Source organism: Paenibacillus sp. OK003, assembly GCF_900109515.1.
GTDB classification, from domain to species: domain Bacteria; phylum Bacillota; class Bacilli; order Paenibacillales; family Paenibacillaceae; genus Paenibacillus; species Paenibacillus marchantiae.
On the sequence record NZ_FOBD01000003.1, the window covers coordinates 57,823 to 77,364 of the forward strand.

The window sequence follows — 19,542 nt, forward strand, 5'->3', positions numbered from 1 at the left end:
GTGTTCTAGAATATACAGGCTTTAGTGATAATGACCAGAAGAATAAACAGAACCAAAATTGCTCCGGTAGAAGACCATCCAGGGTATCCGCAGCCACCTACTCCAACTCCGCCAACATTTTCTCCACATCCATAGCCCATCTTTAATTCCTCCTTTACATTAAGGGTACAGCATAAGATATGCAAATTATTATGTTGAGCGTGGGCGTTATGGAACTGAATTAATAATCCCTTAACTCTCCAAACAATTATAGAAAATCTTGCAGAGTGGACGTGCTATTTCATTCCGTCGATTAATTTTTGACCATCCTTTGTCGGTGTTAATGCTGCATAGTGTGCAAAAGATGGATCAGGAATATTTTGCACTTGTCTGCTATATTTGCCCGGAGAGACTCCGGTAATTTTGGTGAAGGTTCGAATAAAATTGGCATAATCCCGAAACCCCGATTGGAAGCACGCATCCGTGATGCTCATCCCGCCGGACAGGTAATATCTCGCCAATTCAATACGACGGTTCAAGATGTAAGAGCGGATCGTTAGTCCGGTATGCTTTTTAAACTGGCGGCTGATATACGTGCTGTTCAGATAAAATGCCTCAGCAAGCTTGCGAAGCGTTATCTCCTGGGAGATGTGCGCTTCAATATATTCCATTGTTTTACGTACCATCTCAGGCATGATATCGATTGGTACGGAGGACTTATTGTGGAACGAATTGTTGATGAGAACCAACAACTGTGCAATGACTGCGTTGGTTTTAACATCCGTTCCATATACATTGGAATCAAGCAATTCCTCCAGCTCGCTAGTTAAATGCAAAATCTGCTTCATATGGTAATCATCTAAGTGAACGATGTTTTGTTGTCCCTTTGGACGATGATCAAAACATGCGCATAGATTGGTTGATAAAGTCGACAACTGACAAAGATATGTTTTTTTTAGATTGATAGTAATTCGTTCATATTCGGTTCCGTCCAAAATAAAGGCGCGATGCATTTCCTCCGGAGACATAATAAGCAAATCTCCCGGCTCCAGATGATAACATCGGTTCTCCACATAAAAGTTGACATTGCCGCGAATAAAAAGGTAGATCTCGTATGCATCATGTCGATGATAGATGGTTTCCAATGGATACGTAGTTACGCGATGAAGATATAAAAGCTCGGACTGGATGGGATCGTAAAAATATTCAGTGGATCCGTTCATGTAGCACCTCCTTGTCCTTTCGCGCAATAAATAGAGCGGAATACGCAATGAAAATGTAAGCACCTTTACCTTAAAATGTAATCATCCTAACATGCTGTATCTGCTATTGCAAGCGTTTTCCTGCGTTTTAGGCCTAGATCAGGCAAATCGCAGAGCGGCGATAAGATGTATATCAAACTCAAATGGAGGAACGACTGATGAACTACAATTCTGCTTCAAACGCAAGGGAACAAACGGAACAGAGTCATCCATCTATAGCTGCTGTGAAGATCAGTAAGGCCATAGGGAAACTTCCACCCAATAACAATCCTTTGGTTGCTCATAAATTTGGAGCCGATCCGTATGCTCTGGTGTTCGAGGGTCGTGTCTATCTGTACATGACGAGTGATAAGCTGGAATATGATTCTGAGGGCAATCCGCAGAAAAACAGTTTCCACTCGATCAACCGCATAACAGTCATCTCTTCAGACGACTTGGTTAACTGGACAGATCATGGGGAGATTCATGTGGCAGGGCCCCAAGGCGCAGCCACATGGGCCACTCAATCCTGGGCACCGGCCGCTGCCCACCAGATCATTGACGGGCAGGATCGATTTTTCCTTTATTTTTCAAACAATGCCAGCGGCATCGGCGTCTTGTCAGCCCCTAGTCCGGTCGGGCCCTGGACAGATCCTATTGGAAAAGCGCTCATTACCAGAGAGACTCCGGGTGTTGAGGATGTGACGTGGCTGTTCGATCCGGCGGTGCTGGTAGATGATGATCACAGAGCTTATATCTATTTTGGGGGTGGCATACCGGAAGGGAGAGCAGAGAGGCCGGATACCGCAAGAGTTATGCCATTGGGTGAAGATATGACCAGTGTGGTGGGCCGGGCGAGGGTCATCCCTGCTCCGTACATGTTTGAGGATGCGGGGATTCACAAATTCAACCATATCTATTATTTTACCTATTGCTCTAACTTTGACGAGGGTACTCGTCCAGAGGGCAGTCCGCCACCCGGCGAGATTGCTTACATGACGAGCAGCCAGCCCATGGGTCCATGGACGTACAGAGGAACGATCCTGCGAAATCCGGGGCACTTTTTTGGCGTTGGCGGCAACAACCATCATGCCATATTTCAATTTGCGGATCACTGGTATATTGCTTATCACGCCCAGACGTTATCACAGGCGATGGAGGTTCCTGATGGTTATCGTTCGACACATCTGAACCAGATTAGCTTCAACGAAGCAGATGGCCGTATGATCGAGGTGGCCGCAGATTATGAAGGTGTTGAACAGATCAAGCTCTTCAATCCTTATCAGAGGGTACCTGCTGCCACAATGGGATGGAGCGCAGGGGTGAAGACGGAGCGATTAAGTGCACGTGAGACTGCGGCTGGTGCCGATTCTGAGGTTGTTGTTACCACGATGGAAAGAGGCAGCTGGATTGCGTTATCGAAGGTTGATTTTGGCAATGGAGGGGCAGCATGCTTTACGGCTGCAATCTCCAATGAAGGCGCGGAGGCGGTGCTGGAGCTTCATCTGGATCGCCCTGACGGACTGCTGATTGGGCAGCTTGTGATTCCGACATCGGGTGGATCACCTGAATCGGGCATATCACCTCGATGGAAAGAGCATTCAACCGGGATTACTGATGCACAGGGAGTTCATGACATCTATATGGTGGTTGGGGGAGCATTAGACAAGCAAGGCATCAGTATTAGGGAATGGAGTTTTGAATAGGCAAGTATAGGGGAAAGGGAGGATAGAAGGCAAAGTTATGAAAACGCTTGCAAATTAGTGTTGACTTCTTATCCAGCGAAGGATAAACTTAGGCCAAGTTCATATTTTAGTGATGGAGAACAGGAGAATCACAGCGGGTGCTTGCCTAGGTTTGGGCAGGCTGCTTCGTTGCTGATTCTTTTTTTTATTAATCGAAATGAACGGGGGAATCAAGCGATGAGACACGAGATTACGTTTGAAACTGAAGACCATGTAACCATTTATGCAGACAAAATGGAGCCGGAAAAGAATACCGCAAGGAAAGGGATCGTCCTGATTATTCACGGTATTCTGGAGCATGCAGTAAGGTATGAACGCTTCTCGACAGAACTGGCTTCGCTCGGATATGTATCCTACATCCCGGATCAAAGGGGTCACGGGCGTTCCCGAACAAAGCCTGGCCTGACAACACTCGCGGCGAACGAATTCATGCGCATGGTGACGGATCTTCGTCAGCTGCACGAGCTTGCCGTTTCGAATGATCCCGATGTTCCGGTGTACATTTTTGCACACAGCATGGGGACCATGGTTGCCCGCAATTATTTGCAGCAGTATGGCGGTGAAGACCTCGCAGGGGTCATTCTGAGCGGACCCGCCCACCTGCATGGAATTTTGGAAAAAGGGTCTGCACTCTCCGAAGCATCCGTTCACCAGCACGGGTATGATCATGTTGATCCAGAGCTGCTGGACAGCGTTTTCGGTGTGATGAATGCGAGCTTCCAGCCTGCACGTACAGGAGCAGACTGGATTACCCGTGACACAGCAGAAGTAGACAAGTATTTGGCTGATCCCCATGTACAAGCGCCGGTCACTGCGGGTTTTTTATATGAAATGTTGAAGGACTATCACCTGATCTATGACCCGGATGAGGTTGCGAAAATATGCAAATCCTTGCCTGCGCTTATTATTACTGGTGATCAGGACCCCGCAACCGAGTTCTCGAACGGGGCCATTATGATCATGAATCTGTTTAAGGATGTAGGAATTAAAGATGTGAAGCTAATCATCTATCCGCAGGCCCGGCACGAGATGCTGAACGAGCTTAACCGCGAGGAAGCGACCTCGGACCTCATCGGCTGGATTACCAAGCATCAATGAAGCAGGCAGGAAGCGTTGATAAAGCAGGAAGCGTCATAAATCGTCATAAAGTCTAATGAAGTGTCGTAAATGCTTTATCGCAAATTTTTCGTCTGATTCAGACGAACATGGATTAGATGTTTAGATCAGCCAGAACAGCTCCAGTCTGGCTGATCTTTTCTCTTGAATGCCTCCTGTTAAACGCCTTATGAACGGCGGATTGCATATGCGCGCATGTCCTATAACCGGGAAGCGGATTTGCGGTATGCACGCGGTGTGCAGCCTGTAATTTGTCTGAATTGTCTGGAGAAATGCTCCACATTTCGATAACCGCAAAGCTCGCTAATGTCTGAAATTCTGGATCGGCCGTGGATCAGCCTTTCTTTGGCGATGCGTATTCTGGACTGGATGACATCATCCATGCAGGAGATGCCAAATGCAGCTTTGTATAACGACTGCAGGTAGCCTGAACTAAGATGAACATAATCGGCCATTGCCGAAACCGTCCATTCGTGGCCCGGATGGTGATTGATAGCTTTGCGCAAATTCAGCAGATTTTGATAATGCGGTGTACTTCCTGCCGATTGCGAGGCTTCGACCAGCTTGTTGAACATGATGCGAAACAAATAGTCAATGGACAGCTCACGGTAATCGCAATGAAGAAAGTTTTCCGTAGCCAGCAATTGGAACAGCTGATGACAATAGCCGGGGTCAGGAAGCGGGATCGGAATGCCGAGAGGAAGCGTTGTCTCCAGTATATACGATTCCTCCGAACGGAATCTCACCCAATCATTGACGTATTGATCCGTGCAGGCCCGATACATAACTTTTTGATGGGGTGGATACAGCACGGCACAATTGGCAGGGTAGGCTTTGATCTCTCCATGGACCCAGAACTCCGCAGGGGTCTGTGTGAGAATAAGCAGCCAGAAATCATGCCCTTCCGGTATGTCATAGATGAAATCATTCGGGTGAGCGGCATCATAGCCGACATAGAAAATGGTAGTCATCGCTATCTCCAATCTTGGAATAGATCAAATTTGCGTCAGCATATATCATTCTTTGAGGCGTCTTTCTATTTTATAATTTCATAATAATAAGCGTTAAGAATGCGCTCTCAAAACATGATATTATTTCCCGCCGATAGTTGTTCCGTCTTTGAATTGATCAAATAAGGTGGCTTCTAAGGTCATGATATCAGAAAAGAGCAGGAAATATAATACAGACAGGGGCGAACAGGCAGATGCATGCAAATCCAATGATTTGGGCCGATTATCCGGATCTCGATGTGATTCGGGTTGAAGACACGTATTATATGGTCAGCACAACCATGCATATGATGCCAGGCTGCGTCATCCTGCGTTCCTATGACCTGATCCATTGGGAAGTGGCTACGCATGTGTACGACAGACTTGACGATACACCCGCGCAGCGGCTGGAGCAAGGCAGGCAGATTTACAGCAAAGGCATGTGGGCAGCGTCGCTTCGATATCACAAGCATAAGTTCTATGTCATTTTTGTGGCAAACGATACCCATAAGACATATCTGTACACGGCCGATACGATCTCGGGTCCCTGGACCAAGCAGTATGTGGAAGGCTTTTATCATGATTGCTCCCTGTTTTTCGACGAAGATGACCGAATTTACCTGGTGCACGGCAATGCCGAAATTCATTTGACTGAGTTAAGCTCCGATCTGTCCGGACCCAAGCCCGGTGGAGCACAGCGCATGATCGTAAAAGACAAAGAGCCTTATTTCCTTGGTTACGAAGGGGCCCATTTCTACAAAATCAACGGCAAGTATTATGTATTTCTGATCCACATATCCAAGGCTTCCGGCCGAAGAACACAGGCGTGCTATATGGCGGATTCCCTGGAAGACGCATTTGTTGGTGGCGAAGTGTTTAACGATGATATGGGCTACTTTAATTCAGGTGTAGCCCAGGGCGGAATCGTCGATACACCGGATGGCGACTGGTATGCCATGCTGTTTCAGGATCACGGGGCGGTTGGCCGCATTCCTGTGCTGGTTCCGCTTCACTTTGAGAACGATATCCCGGTGTTCGCCAGGGAAGCACCAAAAGAGATCACAGTGCCAAGCACGAGACCGGATCACGTCTACAAACCTCTGATTGGCAGCGATGATTTTCACTACGAAGCGAATGCAGAAGGAAAGGTACGGCTCAAGGATGTCTGGCAATGGAATCACACTCCGAATGATGCGCTCTGGTCGGTGACCGACCAGCCTGGGGTGTATCGGATTCAAACCGCGCATATCAGCCCCAATCTGACCTTTGCGGTTAATACGCTGACGCAGCGTGCAATGGGCCCTGCCTGTGAAGCAATCGTTACGCTGGATGGCAGCAGGTTGGAGGAGGGTGATTATGCAGGCTTGTGTTTCCTGATCGGTACATACGGTTTAATTGCGCTGACGAAGACTGAAGGGCAATTTTACCTGGTCATGCTGGCAAGAAACAGCGAGGATTCATCGATATTTGGCAATCTGGTTGATACGGAGCCTGCCACCGAGTATGCCAGGATACCTGTTTCTGGATCAGTAGTTACGCTCAAGGCTTTTGGCAACTTCGTGAATAATCAGGACGAGTGTACGTTCTCCTATCTGGAGGGGGCAGAGTGGAAGCCGCTTGGCATTTCCCACAAAATGATTTATAAGCTGGATCATTTTATGGGCTGCCGGATCGGGTTGTTTTTATATTCGACGAGAGTGACCGGGGGCAGCGCTGATTTTTCGAATTTTAAATATGATGTGATCGTGTCGGATGACGAGAACAAACATGCATAGAAGTCGCCGATCTGGCGGCTTTTTTTATGATATCAGAAGGGTTAAAATTCGAAGCGCGTTTTTCTAGCATCGAATAGGTATTTCTGCTTCAACCGGAGCTTTTTATTGTACAATTATAAAAAGATTCCAATATTGGAAAATGATATTATTCAAACGAATGGGGGTGCCTGATGTGCGTATCACTGCTTTAACCAAAACAAAGTGGGTTGTCATTCTTCTGCTCAGTGCATGTATACCAACAGACCATACGAGCGGATATTCAGGACAAAGCATGGCCGTGGTGGATGGGCAGCCATCCAGAGATCATACCATTTTCGAAAAATACAGTCCTCCGGTAGAAGTATCTTTTGTCAGGGAGGCCGGGGATGATCTGGATCGCATGATCAGCCAGCTGCCAGGAGAGACACTGCTTGACAATCGCTGGACCCGGTTATATGAGCAAGAGCTTGGGATTAAGCTTCGCTATGACTGGATTGCAAAAGGAGACGTTTACGGTCAGAAGCTGGGTGTTTCCCTCGCTGCAGGTCGAATTCCGGACGTTGTGAAGGTAAATCCATACCAATTAAGGCAACTGAGCAATGCGGGGCTGATCCAGGATCTGTCCGAGGTGTACACAACGTATGCTTCGCCGCTTGCGAAGAGCATATTGGAGGCGGAAGGAAGCGGGGCTTTTGACGCGGCAACCATCGATGGCAAGCTGATGGCGATACCAGAAACGGCCTCCTCCATCGAGACAGCCCAGTACTTGTGGATCAGAACCGATTGGCTTGAACGTTTGGGACTTCAGCCGCCTGAGACGATGGAGGACGTACTTGAGATTTCGAAAGCGTTTACACAAGGAGACCCTGACGGCAACGGCCAACAGGATACCTACGGCCTTGCACTAACGAATCATCTGTGGGACCCGGTCATGGGGGCTGCCGGTCTGATGTCAGGGTATGGTGCATACCCGAATATATGGATTAAAGATAAAGATGGCAAGCTCGTTTATGGCGGCATTCAGCCTGAAGTCCGGGAGGCGCTGCAGGTTCTGCAAACGATGTACCTGGAGGGGCAGCTTGACCCTGAATTCAGCTATAAGAAGGGAACACAGGCCGTACGAATGATCAAAAACGGAAAAATCGGCATGCTGTACGGAGAACAATGGACACCCTTCATGATTCAGTCGAGCCGAGAGAACGATGCAGCAGCGGACTGGCAGTCTTACCCCATTGCCGCAGAATCCGGCAGGCAGGTTAAAGTACCACTTCGCACCAATACCTGGCAATATTTCGCCGTCAGGAAGGACTACGCTCATCCTGAAGTGGTGATGAAGCTTATGAATCTTCATTTGCAGACCAACTGGGGTGAGCAGGCGCAGTATGAAACGTACTACAATGACGATTCCAAGGCAGTGTGGATGCTATCGCCAGTGACCCCCTTTCCGGGAAGCAAAAATCTGGATGCTTACCGGCAAATTCGTGAGGCGCAGCGTTCCGGCAATCTTGCTGTTCTTCAGGATGAAGCATCCGCTATTCAGAAAAGAGTTGAGGCCTATGTAACGGAAGGAGTCGAAAGCGGCTGGGGCTGGAATCAAACCTACGGACCGACAGGCGCATTTAGCATAGCTGATGGTTACGAGCGGAACGGACAGCTTTTATATGACCAATTCACGGGGGGGATTACAGAAACGATGGTCGACCGTCAGATGATCCTGAACGATCTTCAGCTTGAGGCATACATGAACATTATTCTCGGCAGACCGATTGAAGAGTTCGACCAGTTTGTGGAGAGTTGGCTCAAGTTAGGCGGAGAACAGATCACAACGGAGGTTAATGCGTGGCTCAAAACCAAAACATCACTGGAACGCTGACCGCTCCTCAATGGTGCCTTCATATGCAAAATGTGCAAAAAGACAATCCAGCCTGTAGCAATGGAGGGGAGTGAGTTGATTAAGTTTCCTGCCCAATCCTGGCGCAGCAGCATTTTCGCCCGGTTGGTTATCACTTATCTGATCTTTGTTCTTCCACTGATTCTCCTGGGCCTGTATCTGTACAATTGGAGCTATGACAATGCCAGCCAGGAAATATCCTCGTCAACAGAAAGACGGCTTACCCGGTATCTGGATGAATTGAATCGGGAAATTGAATGGCTGGAGCTGCAGCAGTTCGACATCGTTGAGGACAGGAAGCTGAACAGGCTCGCCATTCTGTGGGGAATGATGGATCAGGTAGAGCGCCGCGATACATTGAATTATTTGTCCGAGCGGCTGGCTACGTTCAAGAACAGCAGTGCTTACATCAAGAACGTTCATGTGCATATCCGCACGATTGGCAAGAGCATCTCCGCCACCCATGGCATCGATGATTATGACAAAGCCTCCTATGAATACTTTAGCTCCGGCATGCAGGGGAAAGGCACTCGCTTTACGGTGAAGGACGGCACAATGAACTTGAGTGCTGTACGTCTGACTGGCAAAAAGGGAGAAGAGCCGCTGTTTGCGGTCCAGGTCGAGCTGGATACAGAGCAATTTCAAAATGCACTGACCCAGCTTAATCTGTACCCGGACAGCGGCTCCTTCCTCATCGAGGAAAAGACGGGTCATATTATCACAGACGTTTCCAAGCGTGACTTTATCCTCCCTTACTACCGTGATCACATCACCGATCATGATCATGGCGGCTTTCAGGTGAAGGTCGAGGGCACACGCTATTATGTCAGCCAGAGCCATATGGGCCCATTGGGTCTATCGGTAGCAACGTATTTGCCGGAGGAAAGTGTGAAGAGGCCGCTAAGCAAGTTCTATCATTGGGCTTGGCTGTTTGCAATGACATCCTTCGTCGCGATATCGGCTTATCTCTATTCCAGCTACAAGCTGATTCACATTCCGCTGCTGCTGCTCGTCAAAAGATTCAAAAAAATGGAGACAGGTGTACTGGACATTCCCATCGTGCACAAGCGCAAGGATGAATTTGGCTTTCTGTACTCCCGGTTCAATCAGATGCTTGAGAAGCTTCAACTGCTTATTGATCGGGATTTCAAAAAGACGATGATGATGCAGCGCGCCGAATTGAAGCAGCTTCAGTCGCAGATTAATCCTCATTTTTTGTACAACAGCTTTTTCATCATCAATTCGCTCGCAAGAACGGGGGATACAGCGCGCATTGAGCAATTTGCCAACATGCTTGGCGAATATTTCAGGTTCATTACGCGAAACGGGACAGATCATGTAAGACTGGAGGAGGAAGCAGCCCATTCGAGTGTGTATACGGAAATTCAGAAGCTGCGTTTTTCCAGACGAATACAGGCCGACTTCGGGGAGCTGCCACCGGATATGAAGCAGATTCGTGTTCCCCGGTTAATCATACAGCCAATCATTGAGAATGCTTACGAGCACAGTCTTGAAAAAATGACAGATCAGGGCATGCTTAGGGTCCGGTTCAGCATGAATGGGAATATCGCTGAAATCAGTGTAGAGGACAACGGGCATGAGTTGACAGACCCGCAGATTCATGCGCTTCAGGAGCGTCTGCTTGAAGACGGCAGCTCGGATGAAATGACCGGACTCATGAATATTCATCGGCGCCTGGTGCTGACATTCGGGGAAGGAAGCGGCCTGTTTTTGACCAGAAGCGAGCTGCAGGGATTGAAGGTCATAATCCGAATCCAATGGGAAGGAAGGGAAAGCGAATGTATCGACTTTTGATTGTGGATGATGAGGAAATTATTACGGACAGCCTCTACGAAACCTTTGCAAGCCATATGCCGGAACGGCTTGATGTATGCAAGGCTTATTCAGCCAGGGAGGCATTAACGTGGATGGAACGCTCAAGGATCGATATCGTGTTGACAGACATTCGTATGCCTGGCATGAGCGGTCTTGAACTGACAGAGCAGATCCAGGCTTACTGGTCGCACTGCCGCGTCATTTTTCTCACCGGCTACAGCGATTTTAATTATGCCTACAAGGCTTTTCAAATGCCCAATGTACGTTATTTGCTCAAAACGGAAGGATATGACAAGATCATGGCTGTGGTTGAGGAAGTCATGCAAGAGATTCGGCAGAGTCACCGCATGCACGAATTGCTTCAGCAGTCCCATGAGGTCACCTGTCAGCTGGCGGAGCTCCAGCAGGAAGAGTATCTGCGGAACCTGCTTCAGAACTGCACAGCATATGCAGCAGGCTCAAGTGAGATTCAGGACGAATGGGCCAGGCGGGACATTAATCTGCACTCCTCGGCCCCTGTGTACGTTGTGCTGGGCCGATTGGATTATAAGGATAAACCTCTGCATGCGGAGCGCGCTCAGATTCAGGCATCAGCACGAAAGATAGGTTCTTCCCTGTTGGATGAGCACACCTATCATGTCAGCGTGGCAGACCATTATGGAGATGTGGTATGGCTGATTCAATCCAAACAGCCAGAAGCGGAGCCAGCCCATTCACTGGTCCGATATCTGGAGGGCACACTCGAATTGGTGCAGGAAGCCTGCATGGCTTCGCTTGGCATATCCGTGGCTTTTGCGATAAGCGGGAAAAGCTGTAACTGGTCTGACATTACTCGGCAATACGAGCGATTGAGGCAGCTGCATTGGATGAAGATTGGAGATGGCATTTCCATGGTGCTCACCGATTATGAAGATGCTTTGCCGAATCCAGAACACAGGGAGCTTACACGAGTCAGCAGCCGAATTGAGGTTATGTCAGGGTATTTGGAAACCGGGCGAATCCAGCAATTTTACGAAGTGTTTGAAGAGCTGGTCAATGAACTGCTTCAACAGGATGTGACGATGGAGAGGGCGATGGAAACCTATTATAATCTGGCGCTGCATCTGTATTCGACTATCAATCGATGGGGACTGCATCAGGATATTCCCGATCAGCGCAGACTGCTTCGTCTGAGCGAGTATGCGTCTATGAAGGACGCGGTGCAGGTGCTGTACCAGGCAACTGACAAGCTCGTGCGCTTCAAGAACTTGGATGAGCAGGAGCGAGCAAATGCGGCCATTCATTCCCTGTGTACTTACATCAAGGAACATCTGGAAGAAGACCTTTCCCTGGTGAGGCTGGCGGAGCTTCATCATTTCAATCCATCCTATCTCTCCCGTTTCTTCAAACAGGAGATGGGGATCAACCTCTCCGAATTTATTGACGAGTTGAAAGTTCGAAGGGCAAAGGAGCTGCTGCGGAATAGCGATCTCATGGTTCGGGAGGTTGCACTCCAGGTTGGTTATGAGGCAGCGCATTCCTTCACACGCTTTTTCAAAAAAGTGACAGGCATGACTCCCCAGGAATTCCGGGAATCTCTTTTGGTCCGTTAAAATAGAAGTGAATACGAACAGAAGCAAGACCTCAGGTGAGATGAACCTGTGGTCTTGCTTCTGTTTTTGTTATACGAATCATAAAGGGTGCGGCTCGAAAACTATGCGGTGAACGTTTTTTGCTTTCGATAGACATTGGGACTTTCCCCGGTATAAGCTCTGAATTTTTTATAAAACCAGTCTGTATCCGTATATCCAACCTCGCTGGCAATTTCGTAAATCCGCAAATTGGTGGATATCAACAGAAGCTTGGCTTTTTCCATCCGCTGCTGCATTAAATAATGATTGAAGGATATGCTCTCTTCCATTTTGAATTTTTGACCAAGATAGGCACAATTGAAATGAAGCATGTCTGAAATCTTCTTCAGTGTAATGTCACTGCTCAGATGATCACGTACATATGCTTTTACAATCTTGATCACCTGGCCGGAATGCACATGTTTACCTTCTAGATGCATAGGCGATTTGAAGGCTGATGGAAATCTCTTCGCGGGCTCCGCGTCAAGCCTGAACTTGAGCTGATCCAGACTGTTGAGGAGGGCGGAGGCCCGGACGGGGCCCGGCAAATAATCGCTGACCTGATACGCCAAAGCTTTGCGTACAAGCCTAAAATGATCCACTCCGCCCATGAAAAGGATCGGAATCTGACTTTTCTTTCGAATATAATGGCACACCCACAAACCTGCAGCAGCACATCCTCCGGTGTTCACGAGTACAACAGAAAATTCCCGCTCTTCCAAAGCCAGCAAAGCGGCTTGCGCAGAGACTACACAATCTCCGATGACATAATCGGATCTGTAGCGCCCCAGCAGCTTCTGTAATTCCCCGCAAGCATGGCGGTTGAAATCCACAAGCAAGATGTTATGCATGAAGGAAACCTCACTTTCGCTTGATTTGAATCCCTCTGAGCCTCAAAAATCCTCTCGAATCGAGTATGACTCATGTCTTTATTTCATTATGGGAATAAAAGAAAGCGCATACAATGTGCATTTCTTTGCAGATGGTCCATTTTTTTACCAATTCATGTTGAAAATACGCTAACTTGGATTCAAATTGCCAAAACCTATATTTTGACAGGGTAAACACCTTTATTTCAACGGGTTGTTAACGCTTTCATTCAAGAGCTACACTTTTGATGGAAAACGGTAAGACATATTCAAGGGGGGACAACGATGAGAAAAAATACGTTTATGATGATTAGCCTTGTTCTTGTAATGATGCTGTTGATTACCGCGTGCAGCACCGGCTCCAGCGCACAGACAGAGCCGGAAACGAAGACGCCGCAGGAGGAGCAGACCACAAACGAAACAGAACCTAAGAATGAGACATCAACGCCGGAGATGGATTTTGACATGGGGGGAAGAACAATCAAGGTGGTTGCCTGGTGGGATATGAAAATGACCGATAGCAACCCAGACAACATTCAGCGAATCGAGAATCTGGAAGCACTCAAGAAGAAGCACAACTTTAACATCGAATACATTTCGATTGATTTTGGCGAATATCAGGAGAAGGTCGTGGCCTCACTCATGGCGGGAGAACCGCTGGGCGACATTGTGCGGCTGGGCAAAAGCTATGCAATTCCTGCATTAACCAAGCAAGACCTGTTATGGCCCGTGGATGAGTATACCAAGAACGATAAGGTGTTCAACCAGAAAACGACCAACCAATACATGCAGTACGAAGGAAGGGGTTACGGATTTACCGAGGATCAATCTTCATTCATCAGTGGTATTTTTTATAATCGCACACTTATGCAGGAACTCGGCATGAAACCGCTGCAGGAATATGTGGACGAAGATCAGTGGAACTGGGATACGTTCATTGAAGTAGCCAAAAAGGCGAACAAGGACCGCAATAACGATGGCAAGCTCGATACCTGGGGATTAGCCCAAAGGGGACTGCTTGAACCGGTGTTGTATTCCAACGAAGCCTCACTGACCAATGGTGACAAGCAAAATCTGGATGATCCAAAAACAAAAGAAGCACTGAGCTTTGTTTCCAGAATGGCTACCGAGCAAGTCGGCAGAGCCTCGGAAGGCGGGGATTGGACTGAACCTGCCACGTTCTTCCGTCAGGGCAATACGTTGATGTATTCGGGCGCCATGTACGAGATCGAAGGCATCAAAACAGATATGCAGGACTATGATATCGGCTTCCTGCCTTTCCCGAAAGGGCCAAGTGCAAGCGCGTACCACTCTGGCGAGTCGCAATATCAGGCGCTGACGATTCCGAAAGCGGTCGAGCATCCCGAGCAATTGATGTATATCTGGGAAAAAATTAACGAGATCGATTCAATTTACGATTACCCCGGACAATCGACTTTGGAGACTCACTTGGCCGACGAAGCTGACATCGAAAATGCCATAACAGTTGCCGACGGCATGCTGGTACTTGATCACAATACGTTCCCGTCACTGCCTTTCTGGGATTTCAACGGTGAGCTGGTCGATGGTGTTTCCGTTTCTACCGTCATTGAAAAATACAAGGCGACGTTCCAGGCAGCCATCGATGAGGTATACAAGCAAAAGAAATGATGTTGTTCTCTCCGGAACGGATGCAAAGCCCTAAAGCCCTATACGCACTGTCCCTGGAGAGTGACACGCCATAACCATGCTCCACGCCAGAAGGAAGGGGGACATATTGGAACATGCGGTCACGAAAGAAAAAAGGATTGATCCTGCTGCTCGCCATTGCGTTGATCTTTTCCATATGGAGCATTTACCCTGCGCGGGATCGCAGTCCGGGCATCGTTCAGGCCCGCGAGGATTTTGAAGCCGTGTCGGGTACAGACGATCCACGCAGCTATGAGCATTATCTCTCAACGCATACAAACGCAGACAAGCCGGAGCAGACCGTAAGAATCGAAGGAGAATCTTTCATTCAGGTTGCGGACGGTGAGTTCGAGATTGTCGATGGATATGCCGGACTGGACGGGAAAGCGGTCATCACCCCGGAAGCTGGCACTATCAGCTGGGAGGTCCCTGTACAGGCGAGCGGTTTATACCAGCTCCGCGTTCATTATTTTCCCGTTACGGGCAAAAGCTCCGGCATTGAGCGGAAGCTGACCTTGAATGGAGAGGTTCCGTTCAAGGGAGCCGATGTGCTCCTATTTGACAGGGTATGGGGGAACCGCGAAGACAGCGTGCGAAGGGATGATCGTGGCAATGACCTTAGGCCGCGGCAGGTGGAGAAGCCAGTCTGGCAGCTTGCTGCATTCAAGGACAGCGCCGGTTACTTCGAGGAGCCGTACCAGTTTTATTTTGAAAAGGGCAACCAGAAGCTGTCGCTTACCTCGCTGCGCGAAAGCATGGCGATCGATTATATCGAGCTGTACCAGGAAGAGGACATTCCATCTTACGCAGCGCTGCAGGCCACTTATGAATCGGCAGGATTGAAGCCAGCGGAAGCTGTCATGCTGAAGGTACAGGGAGAACAGGCGGTGAGTAAATCATCACCAACCCTTGCCCCCATTTCGGATCGGTCGAGTCCTTCCCTCGAGCCCTATGATGTATCCAAAATTCGGATCAATGCCATTGGAGGCACCAACTGGAAGCTTCCCGGCGAATGGATCGAATGGGATGTAGACGTGCCGGAGGATGGCCTGTACCAGATTGCGCTCAAGGTGAAACAGGACCAGCTTCGCGGCGTGTATGCCACACGAAGTCTGATGATCGATGGGAAAGTTCCGTTCAAGGAAATGGAACGCATTCGCTTTAACTATAGCCCCACATGGCAGACACGGGTTCTTGGTGAAAGCGAGCCTTACCTGTTCCGGCTCTCCAAAGGAACGCATCGCTTGCGAATGACGGTTACGCTGGGCGATATCGCACCGCTGCTGCGCACAGTGGAATCCAGCGTGCTGGATCTGAATGAAATGTACCGCAAAATTTTGATGATTACCTCTAACAAGCCTGATTCTTTGAGGGATTACCAGCTGGAACAGCGCATTCCCGAGATGACCGAGGTATTCCAGCGGCAGGCCGACATTCTCCGTTCGGTTGCGGATTATTTGGAGAAGGCAACAGGTGAGCAAAGTGACAAGGTAGCCGTACTGCATGCGATGGTCGTGCAGCTGGAGGATATGGCGGCAAGACCGGAAACGGTGCCCAAACGTTTGGATACCTTCAAGATCAACGTGGGCGGATTGGGAACATGGATTCTATCGGTTCGTGAACAGCCTATAGCACTGGATTACCTCCTGGTATCCTCACCGGATCAGAGGCTGCCCGAGGCTGAGGCAACTGTGCTGCAACAGATGAAGCATGAAGTGGGTGCCTACGTCGCTTCCTATACGGAGGATTATGACAGCATCGGCAACATGGAGCAGAAAAAGGATTCCATCACCGTATGGATTACAACCGGACGTGATCAGGCACAGGTGCTGAAAGGTCTGATTGATGAATCCTTTACACCGGAAACCGATATTTCGGTGCAGCTGCGACTTGTCCCGCCCAACATCCTGCTGCCTGCAACGCTGGCCGGGGAAGGCCCGGATGTGGCGATGCAGATGGGCGAGGATATTCCGGTCAATTACGCGATGCGTAATGCGGCAGCCGACCTGAGCGTATTCCCGGACTTTGAGCAGGTTGCAAGCCGATTTCGCGAGAGCGGACTGACGCCTTACCGCTATAACAACGGGGTCTATGCTCTTCCAGAGCAGCAGCATTTTCCGATGTTGTTCTATCGCAAGGATGTCCTCAACGAGCTTGGCTTGGAGCCGCCAAAAACGTGGCAAGACGTCTATAATGCCATCTCGGTGCTGCAAAAGCACAATATGGAGTTCTATTTGCCAATCGAGGATACAACAAACAATGCCAACATGATACCCAACGCCACCTTCGCCATGCTGCTATACCAGAACGATGGCGAGTTCTATACGGAAGATCAAAAGGAGAGCGCGCTGGATTCAGAAATTTCCATGGACGCGTTCAAGCGGTGGACGCAATTTTATACAAATTACAAATTCCCGCTTAAAGCTGATTTTCCAAACCGCTTCCGTACTGGGGAGATGCCGCTTGGTATCGCGGATTACACAACCTATAACATGTTGACCGTTATGGCGCCCGAGATCCGCAATCTGTGGGACTTCACCATCGTTCCGGGTACGCAGCTGGAGGATGGTTCTGTAAGGCATGAGGTGGCAAGCACGACGAGTGCAGTCATGATGCTGGAAAACGCGAAGAACAAGGAGGCTGCATGGTCGTTCATGAAATGGTGGACCGACAAGCAGACCCAGATTGAATATGGCAGGGAAATGGAGGGACTGATGGGAGCAGCAGCGCGTTATCCAACCGCCAACATCGAGGCATTGGAGCAGCTGCCCTGGCCGGTCAAGGATTATCAAAACCTGGAGCAGCAGTGGGAGTGGGTAGAGGGCATTCCCCAGGTTCCCGGTGGATATTTCACGGGCCGACATCTCGACAATGCGTTCCGTAAGGTGGTCAATGCAAACGAGAATCCGCGTGAAGCCTTGTCCGATTATGTTCTGTACATCGACGATGAGATCGAGCTCAAGCGCAGGGAATTTAATCTGAAGTAGAAGGAAGGGAGGGTAACGGTTGCAGGCAGAAATCACCAAGACACCCGCTGCGCCTGCCATCAATGCCAGGCAGGCGAGCAGGTGGTCCCTTTTGAAAAGGGATTTGTACCTAAGCAGGCACTATTACGTACTGATGGCACCGTTTATGCTGATCTTTTTCTTGTTTACGGTCATTCCGGTCGGACTCTCGCTGGGCCTCAGTTTTTTTCACTTCAATATGCTGGAGCTGCCCCGATTTGTCGGCTGGCAAAATTACTCGCGGCTGTTCCTGAACGACGATGTTTTTTTGATCGCCCTTAAAAATACGCTGCTGTTTGCCGTGATTACGGGTCCTGTCAGCTATATTGCCTGCTTTTTGTTTGCGTGGATCATCAACGAGCTGTCGCCCAAAATTCGGGCCATCATGACGCTTGTGTTCTATGCGCCTTCCATTTCAGGCAACGTTTTTTTCATCTGGCTGATCATTTTTTCGGGAGACAGCTATGGATATATGAACGGCTTTCTAATGCGCCTCGGCGTTATTTTGGAGCCGATCCTGTGGCTTGCAAACGAGAAGTACGTGCTGGCGATCGTCATCCTCGTACAGCTGTGGCTCAGCCTTGGCACGAGCTTCCTCGCCTTTATTGCGGGTCTCCAGACCATCGACCAATCGCTGGTTGAAGCGGGCACTGTGGATGGCATCAAAAACCGCTGGCAGGAGCTATGGTACATTACACTGCCTTCCATGAGACCGCAGCTTATGTTCGGCGCAGTGATGCAGATTACAGCCTCGTTCGCCGTGGCCGAAATCTCCATCGCGCTGGCTGGCTTTCCAAGCGTCAACTATGCGGCACATACCGTCGTAACACATCTGATGGACTATGGCACCATCCGTTTCGAGATGGGCTATGCGTCCGCCATTGCGACTGTTCTGTTCGCCATGATGCTCGGAACGAACATACTGACACAAAAAATGCTGAGAAAGATAGGTGAATGACAATAACCAGCAAGGTACGCGCCGTCTTCGGCATGTCCAGAAAACTGAATCGGTCATTTACCGTCAGCCTGATGCTGTTTGCACTGCTGGCTCTGTTTGGGTCATTCATGGTATTGCCGCTGATCTACACGGTTAACAATGCCTTCAAACCGCTGGATGAGCTGTTTATTTTTCCACCGCGCTTTTGGGTGAACAATCCGACCACAGAAAATTTTGCAGACCTGATCAATCTGATGGGTAACTCCTGGGTTCCCTTATCCAGATACATTTCGAATACGCTAATTATTACGCTGCTCGGAACGGCGGGCCATATTCTGCTGGCTTCCGCAGCCGCATACCCGCTGGCCAAATACCGGTTTCCCGGTTCAAAGGTGCTGTTTACCATCGTCATCCTGTCCCTGATGTTCTCACCACACGTCACGGCGATTCCGAACTACATGGTGATGTCCTGGCTAGGATGGATCAATACACATGCGTCCATTATTGTGCCTTCGCTCGCCTTCTCCCTGGGTCTCTTCCTGATGAAGCAGTTCATGGAGCAGATTCCAGATGCACTGCTGGAGGCCGCAAAAATCGACGGGGCCAACGAATACCGGATATTCTGGAGTATCGTGATGCCCAATGTGAAGCCAGCCTGGCTCACGCTTATGATTTTACAGTTTCCAGCGTTGTGGGGGACCGATGGCGGAAGCTTCATTTACAGTGAAAATCTGAAAACACTGCATTATGCGCTCAGTCAAATTATCCAGGGAGGAATTGCCCGTGCAGGCGTCGGCGCTGCGGTAGCGCTTCTGCTCATGATCGTGCCGATCGTCCTGTTCATTATCTCCCAGAGCAGTGTCATGCAGACGATGGCAACTTCCGGTATGAAAGAGTAGAAG

General features: G+C 49.2%; 14 protein-coding genes. 10 read left to right on the top strand and 4 right to left on the bottom strand.

Annotation, left to right across the window (positions count from 1 at the left end; all coding sequences use genetic code 11):
- Window positions 1-5 precede the first annotated feature (5 nt).
- Window positions 6-140 carry a YjcZ family sporulation protein gene (locus BMW94_RS30715; RefSeq protein ID WP_217648174.1) on the bottom strand — a complete coding sequence of 45 codons (135 nt, stop codon included), beginning with the start codon at window positions 138-140 and terminating at the stop codon, window positions 6-8.
- 135 nt (window positions 141-275) lie between these two features.
- The gene (locus tag BMW94_RS05235; RefSeq protein WP_090995336.1) at window positions 276-1,202 is read right to left on the bottom strand and encodes a helix-turn-helix domain-containing protein; all 927 of its coding nucleotides are present in this window, start codon (window positions 1,200-1,202) and stop codon (window positions 276-278) included.
- A 197-nt stretch (window positions 1,203-1,399) separates the two neighbouring features.
- On the opposite strand from BMW94_RS05235, the gene BMW94_RS05240 reads away from it, so the two are divergent.
- Both BMW94_RS05240 and BMW94_RS05245 read left to right on the top strand, forming a co-directional pair.
- Entirely contained in the window at window positions 1,400-2,926 is a 1,527-nt protein-coding gene (locus BMW94_RS05240) for a glycoside hydrolase family 43 protein (protein WP_090995339.1), read from the top strand.
- A 216-nt stretch (window positions 2,927-3,142) separates the two neighbouring features.
- Window positions 3,143-4,063: an alpha/beta fold hydrolase gene (locus tag BMW94_RS05245; protein ID WP_139209302.1), complete on the top strand. Its 921-nt coding sequence runs from the start codon at window positions 3,143-3,145 to the stop codon at window positions 4,061-4,063.
- Window positions 4,064-4,281: 218 nt separating this feature from the next.
- Here the strand turns inward: BMW94_RS05245 and BMW94_RS05250 are convergent, their stop codons facing one another.
- Window positions 4,282-5,052, bottom strand: coding sequence for a helix-turn-helix transcriptional regulator (locus tag BMW94_RS05250; RefSeq protein WP_090995346.1), 771 nt, complete (start codon window positions 5,050-5,052; stop codon window positions 4,282-4,284).
- A gap of 233 nt (window positions 5,053-5,285) precedes the next feature.
- Here BMW94_RS05250 and BMW94_RS05255 point away from each other — a divergent pair, with 233 nt between their 5' ends.
- The 4 genes from BMW94_RS05255 to BMW94_RS05270 all read left to right on the top strand — a co-directional run bounded on the left by BMW94_RS05255 (window position 5,286) and on the right by BMW94_RS05270 (window position 12,143).
- Window positions 5,286-6,845: a glycoside hydrolase family 43 protein gene (locus BMW94_RS05255; RefSeq protein WP_090995349.1), complete on the top strand. Its 1,560-nt coding sequence runs from the start codon at window positions 5,286-5,288 to the stop codon at window positions 6,843-6,845.
- Window positions 6,846-7,017: 172 nt separating this feature from the next.
- Window positions 7,018-8,697, top strand: coding sequence for an extracellular solute-binding protein (locus BMW94_RS05260; protein ID WP_254790126.1), 1,680 nt, complete (start codon window positions 7,018-7,020; stop codon window positions 8,695-8,697).
- 75 nt (window positions 8,698-8,772) lie between these two features.
- Entirely contained in the window at window positions 8,773-10,530 is a 1,758-nt protein-coding gene (locus BMW94_RS05265) for a sensor histidine kinase (protein WP_139209303.1), read from the top strand.
- Entirely contained in the window at window positions 10,515-12,143 is a 1,629-nt protein-coding gene (locus BMW94_RS05270; RefSeq protein WP_090995354.1) for a response regulator transcription factor, read from the top strand. Before BMW94_RS05265 ends, BMW94_RS05270 begins: the two co-directional genes overlap by 16 nt.
- A 101-nt stretch (window positions 12,144-12,244) precedes the next feature.
- On the opposite strand, the gene BMW94_RS05275 is transcribed toward BMW94_RS05270, so the two are convergent.
- The gene (locus BMW94_RS05275; protein WP_090995357.1) at window positions 12,245-13,012 is read right to left on the bottom strand and encodes a response regulator; all 768 of its coding nucleotides are present in this window, start codon (window positions 13,010-13,012) and stop codon (window positions 12,245-12,247) included.
- 303 nt (window positions 13,013-13,315) lie between these two features.
- Here BMW94_RS05275 and BMW94_RS05280 point away from each other — a divergent pair, with 303 nt between their 5' ends.
- From BMW94_RS05280 to BMW94_RS05295, 4 genes are all read left to right on the top strand, one after another.
- The gene (locus tag BMW94_RS05280) at window positions 13,316-14,680 is read left to right on the top strand and encodes an extracellular solute-binding protein (RefSeq protein ID WP_090995360.1); all 1,365 of its coding nucleotides are present in this window, start codon (window positions 13,316-13,318) and stop codon (window positions 14,678-14,680) included.
- A gap of 113 nt (window positions 14,681-14,793) precedes the next feature.
- Window positions 14,794-17,685, top strand: coding sequence for an extracellular solute-binding protein (locus BMW94_RS05285; RefSeq protein WP_090995363.1), 2,892 nt, complete (start codon window positions 14,794-14,796; stop codon window positions 17,683-17,685).
- Window positions 17,686-17,704: 19 nt separating this feature from the next.
- Window positions 17,705-18,661, top strand: coding sequence for a carbohydrate ABC transporter permease (locus BMW94_RS05290; protein WP_063567965.1), 957 nt, complete (start codon window positions 17,705-17,707; stop codon window positions 18,659-18,661).
- On the top strand, window positions 18,658-19,539 hold the full coding sequence (locus tag BMW94_RS05295) for a carbohydrate ABC transporter permease (protein WP_090995366.1): 882 nt from the start codon (window positions 18,658-18,660) through the stop codon (window positions 19,537-19,539). The genes BMW94_RS05290 and BMW94_RS05295 overlap by 4 nt, the downstream gene beginning before the upstream one ends.
- The last annotated feature ends 3 nt before the right edge of the window (window positions 19,540-19,542 follow it).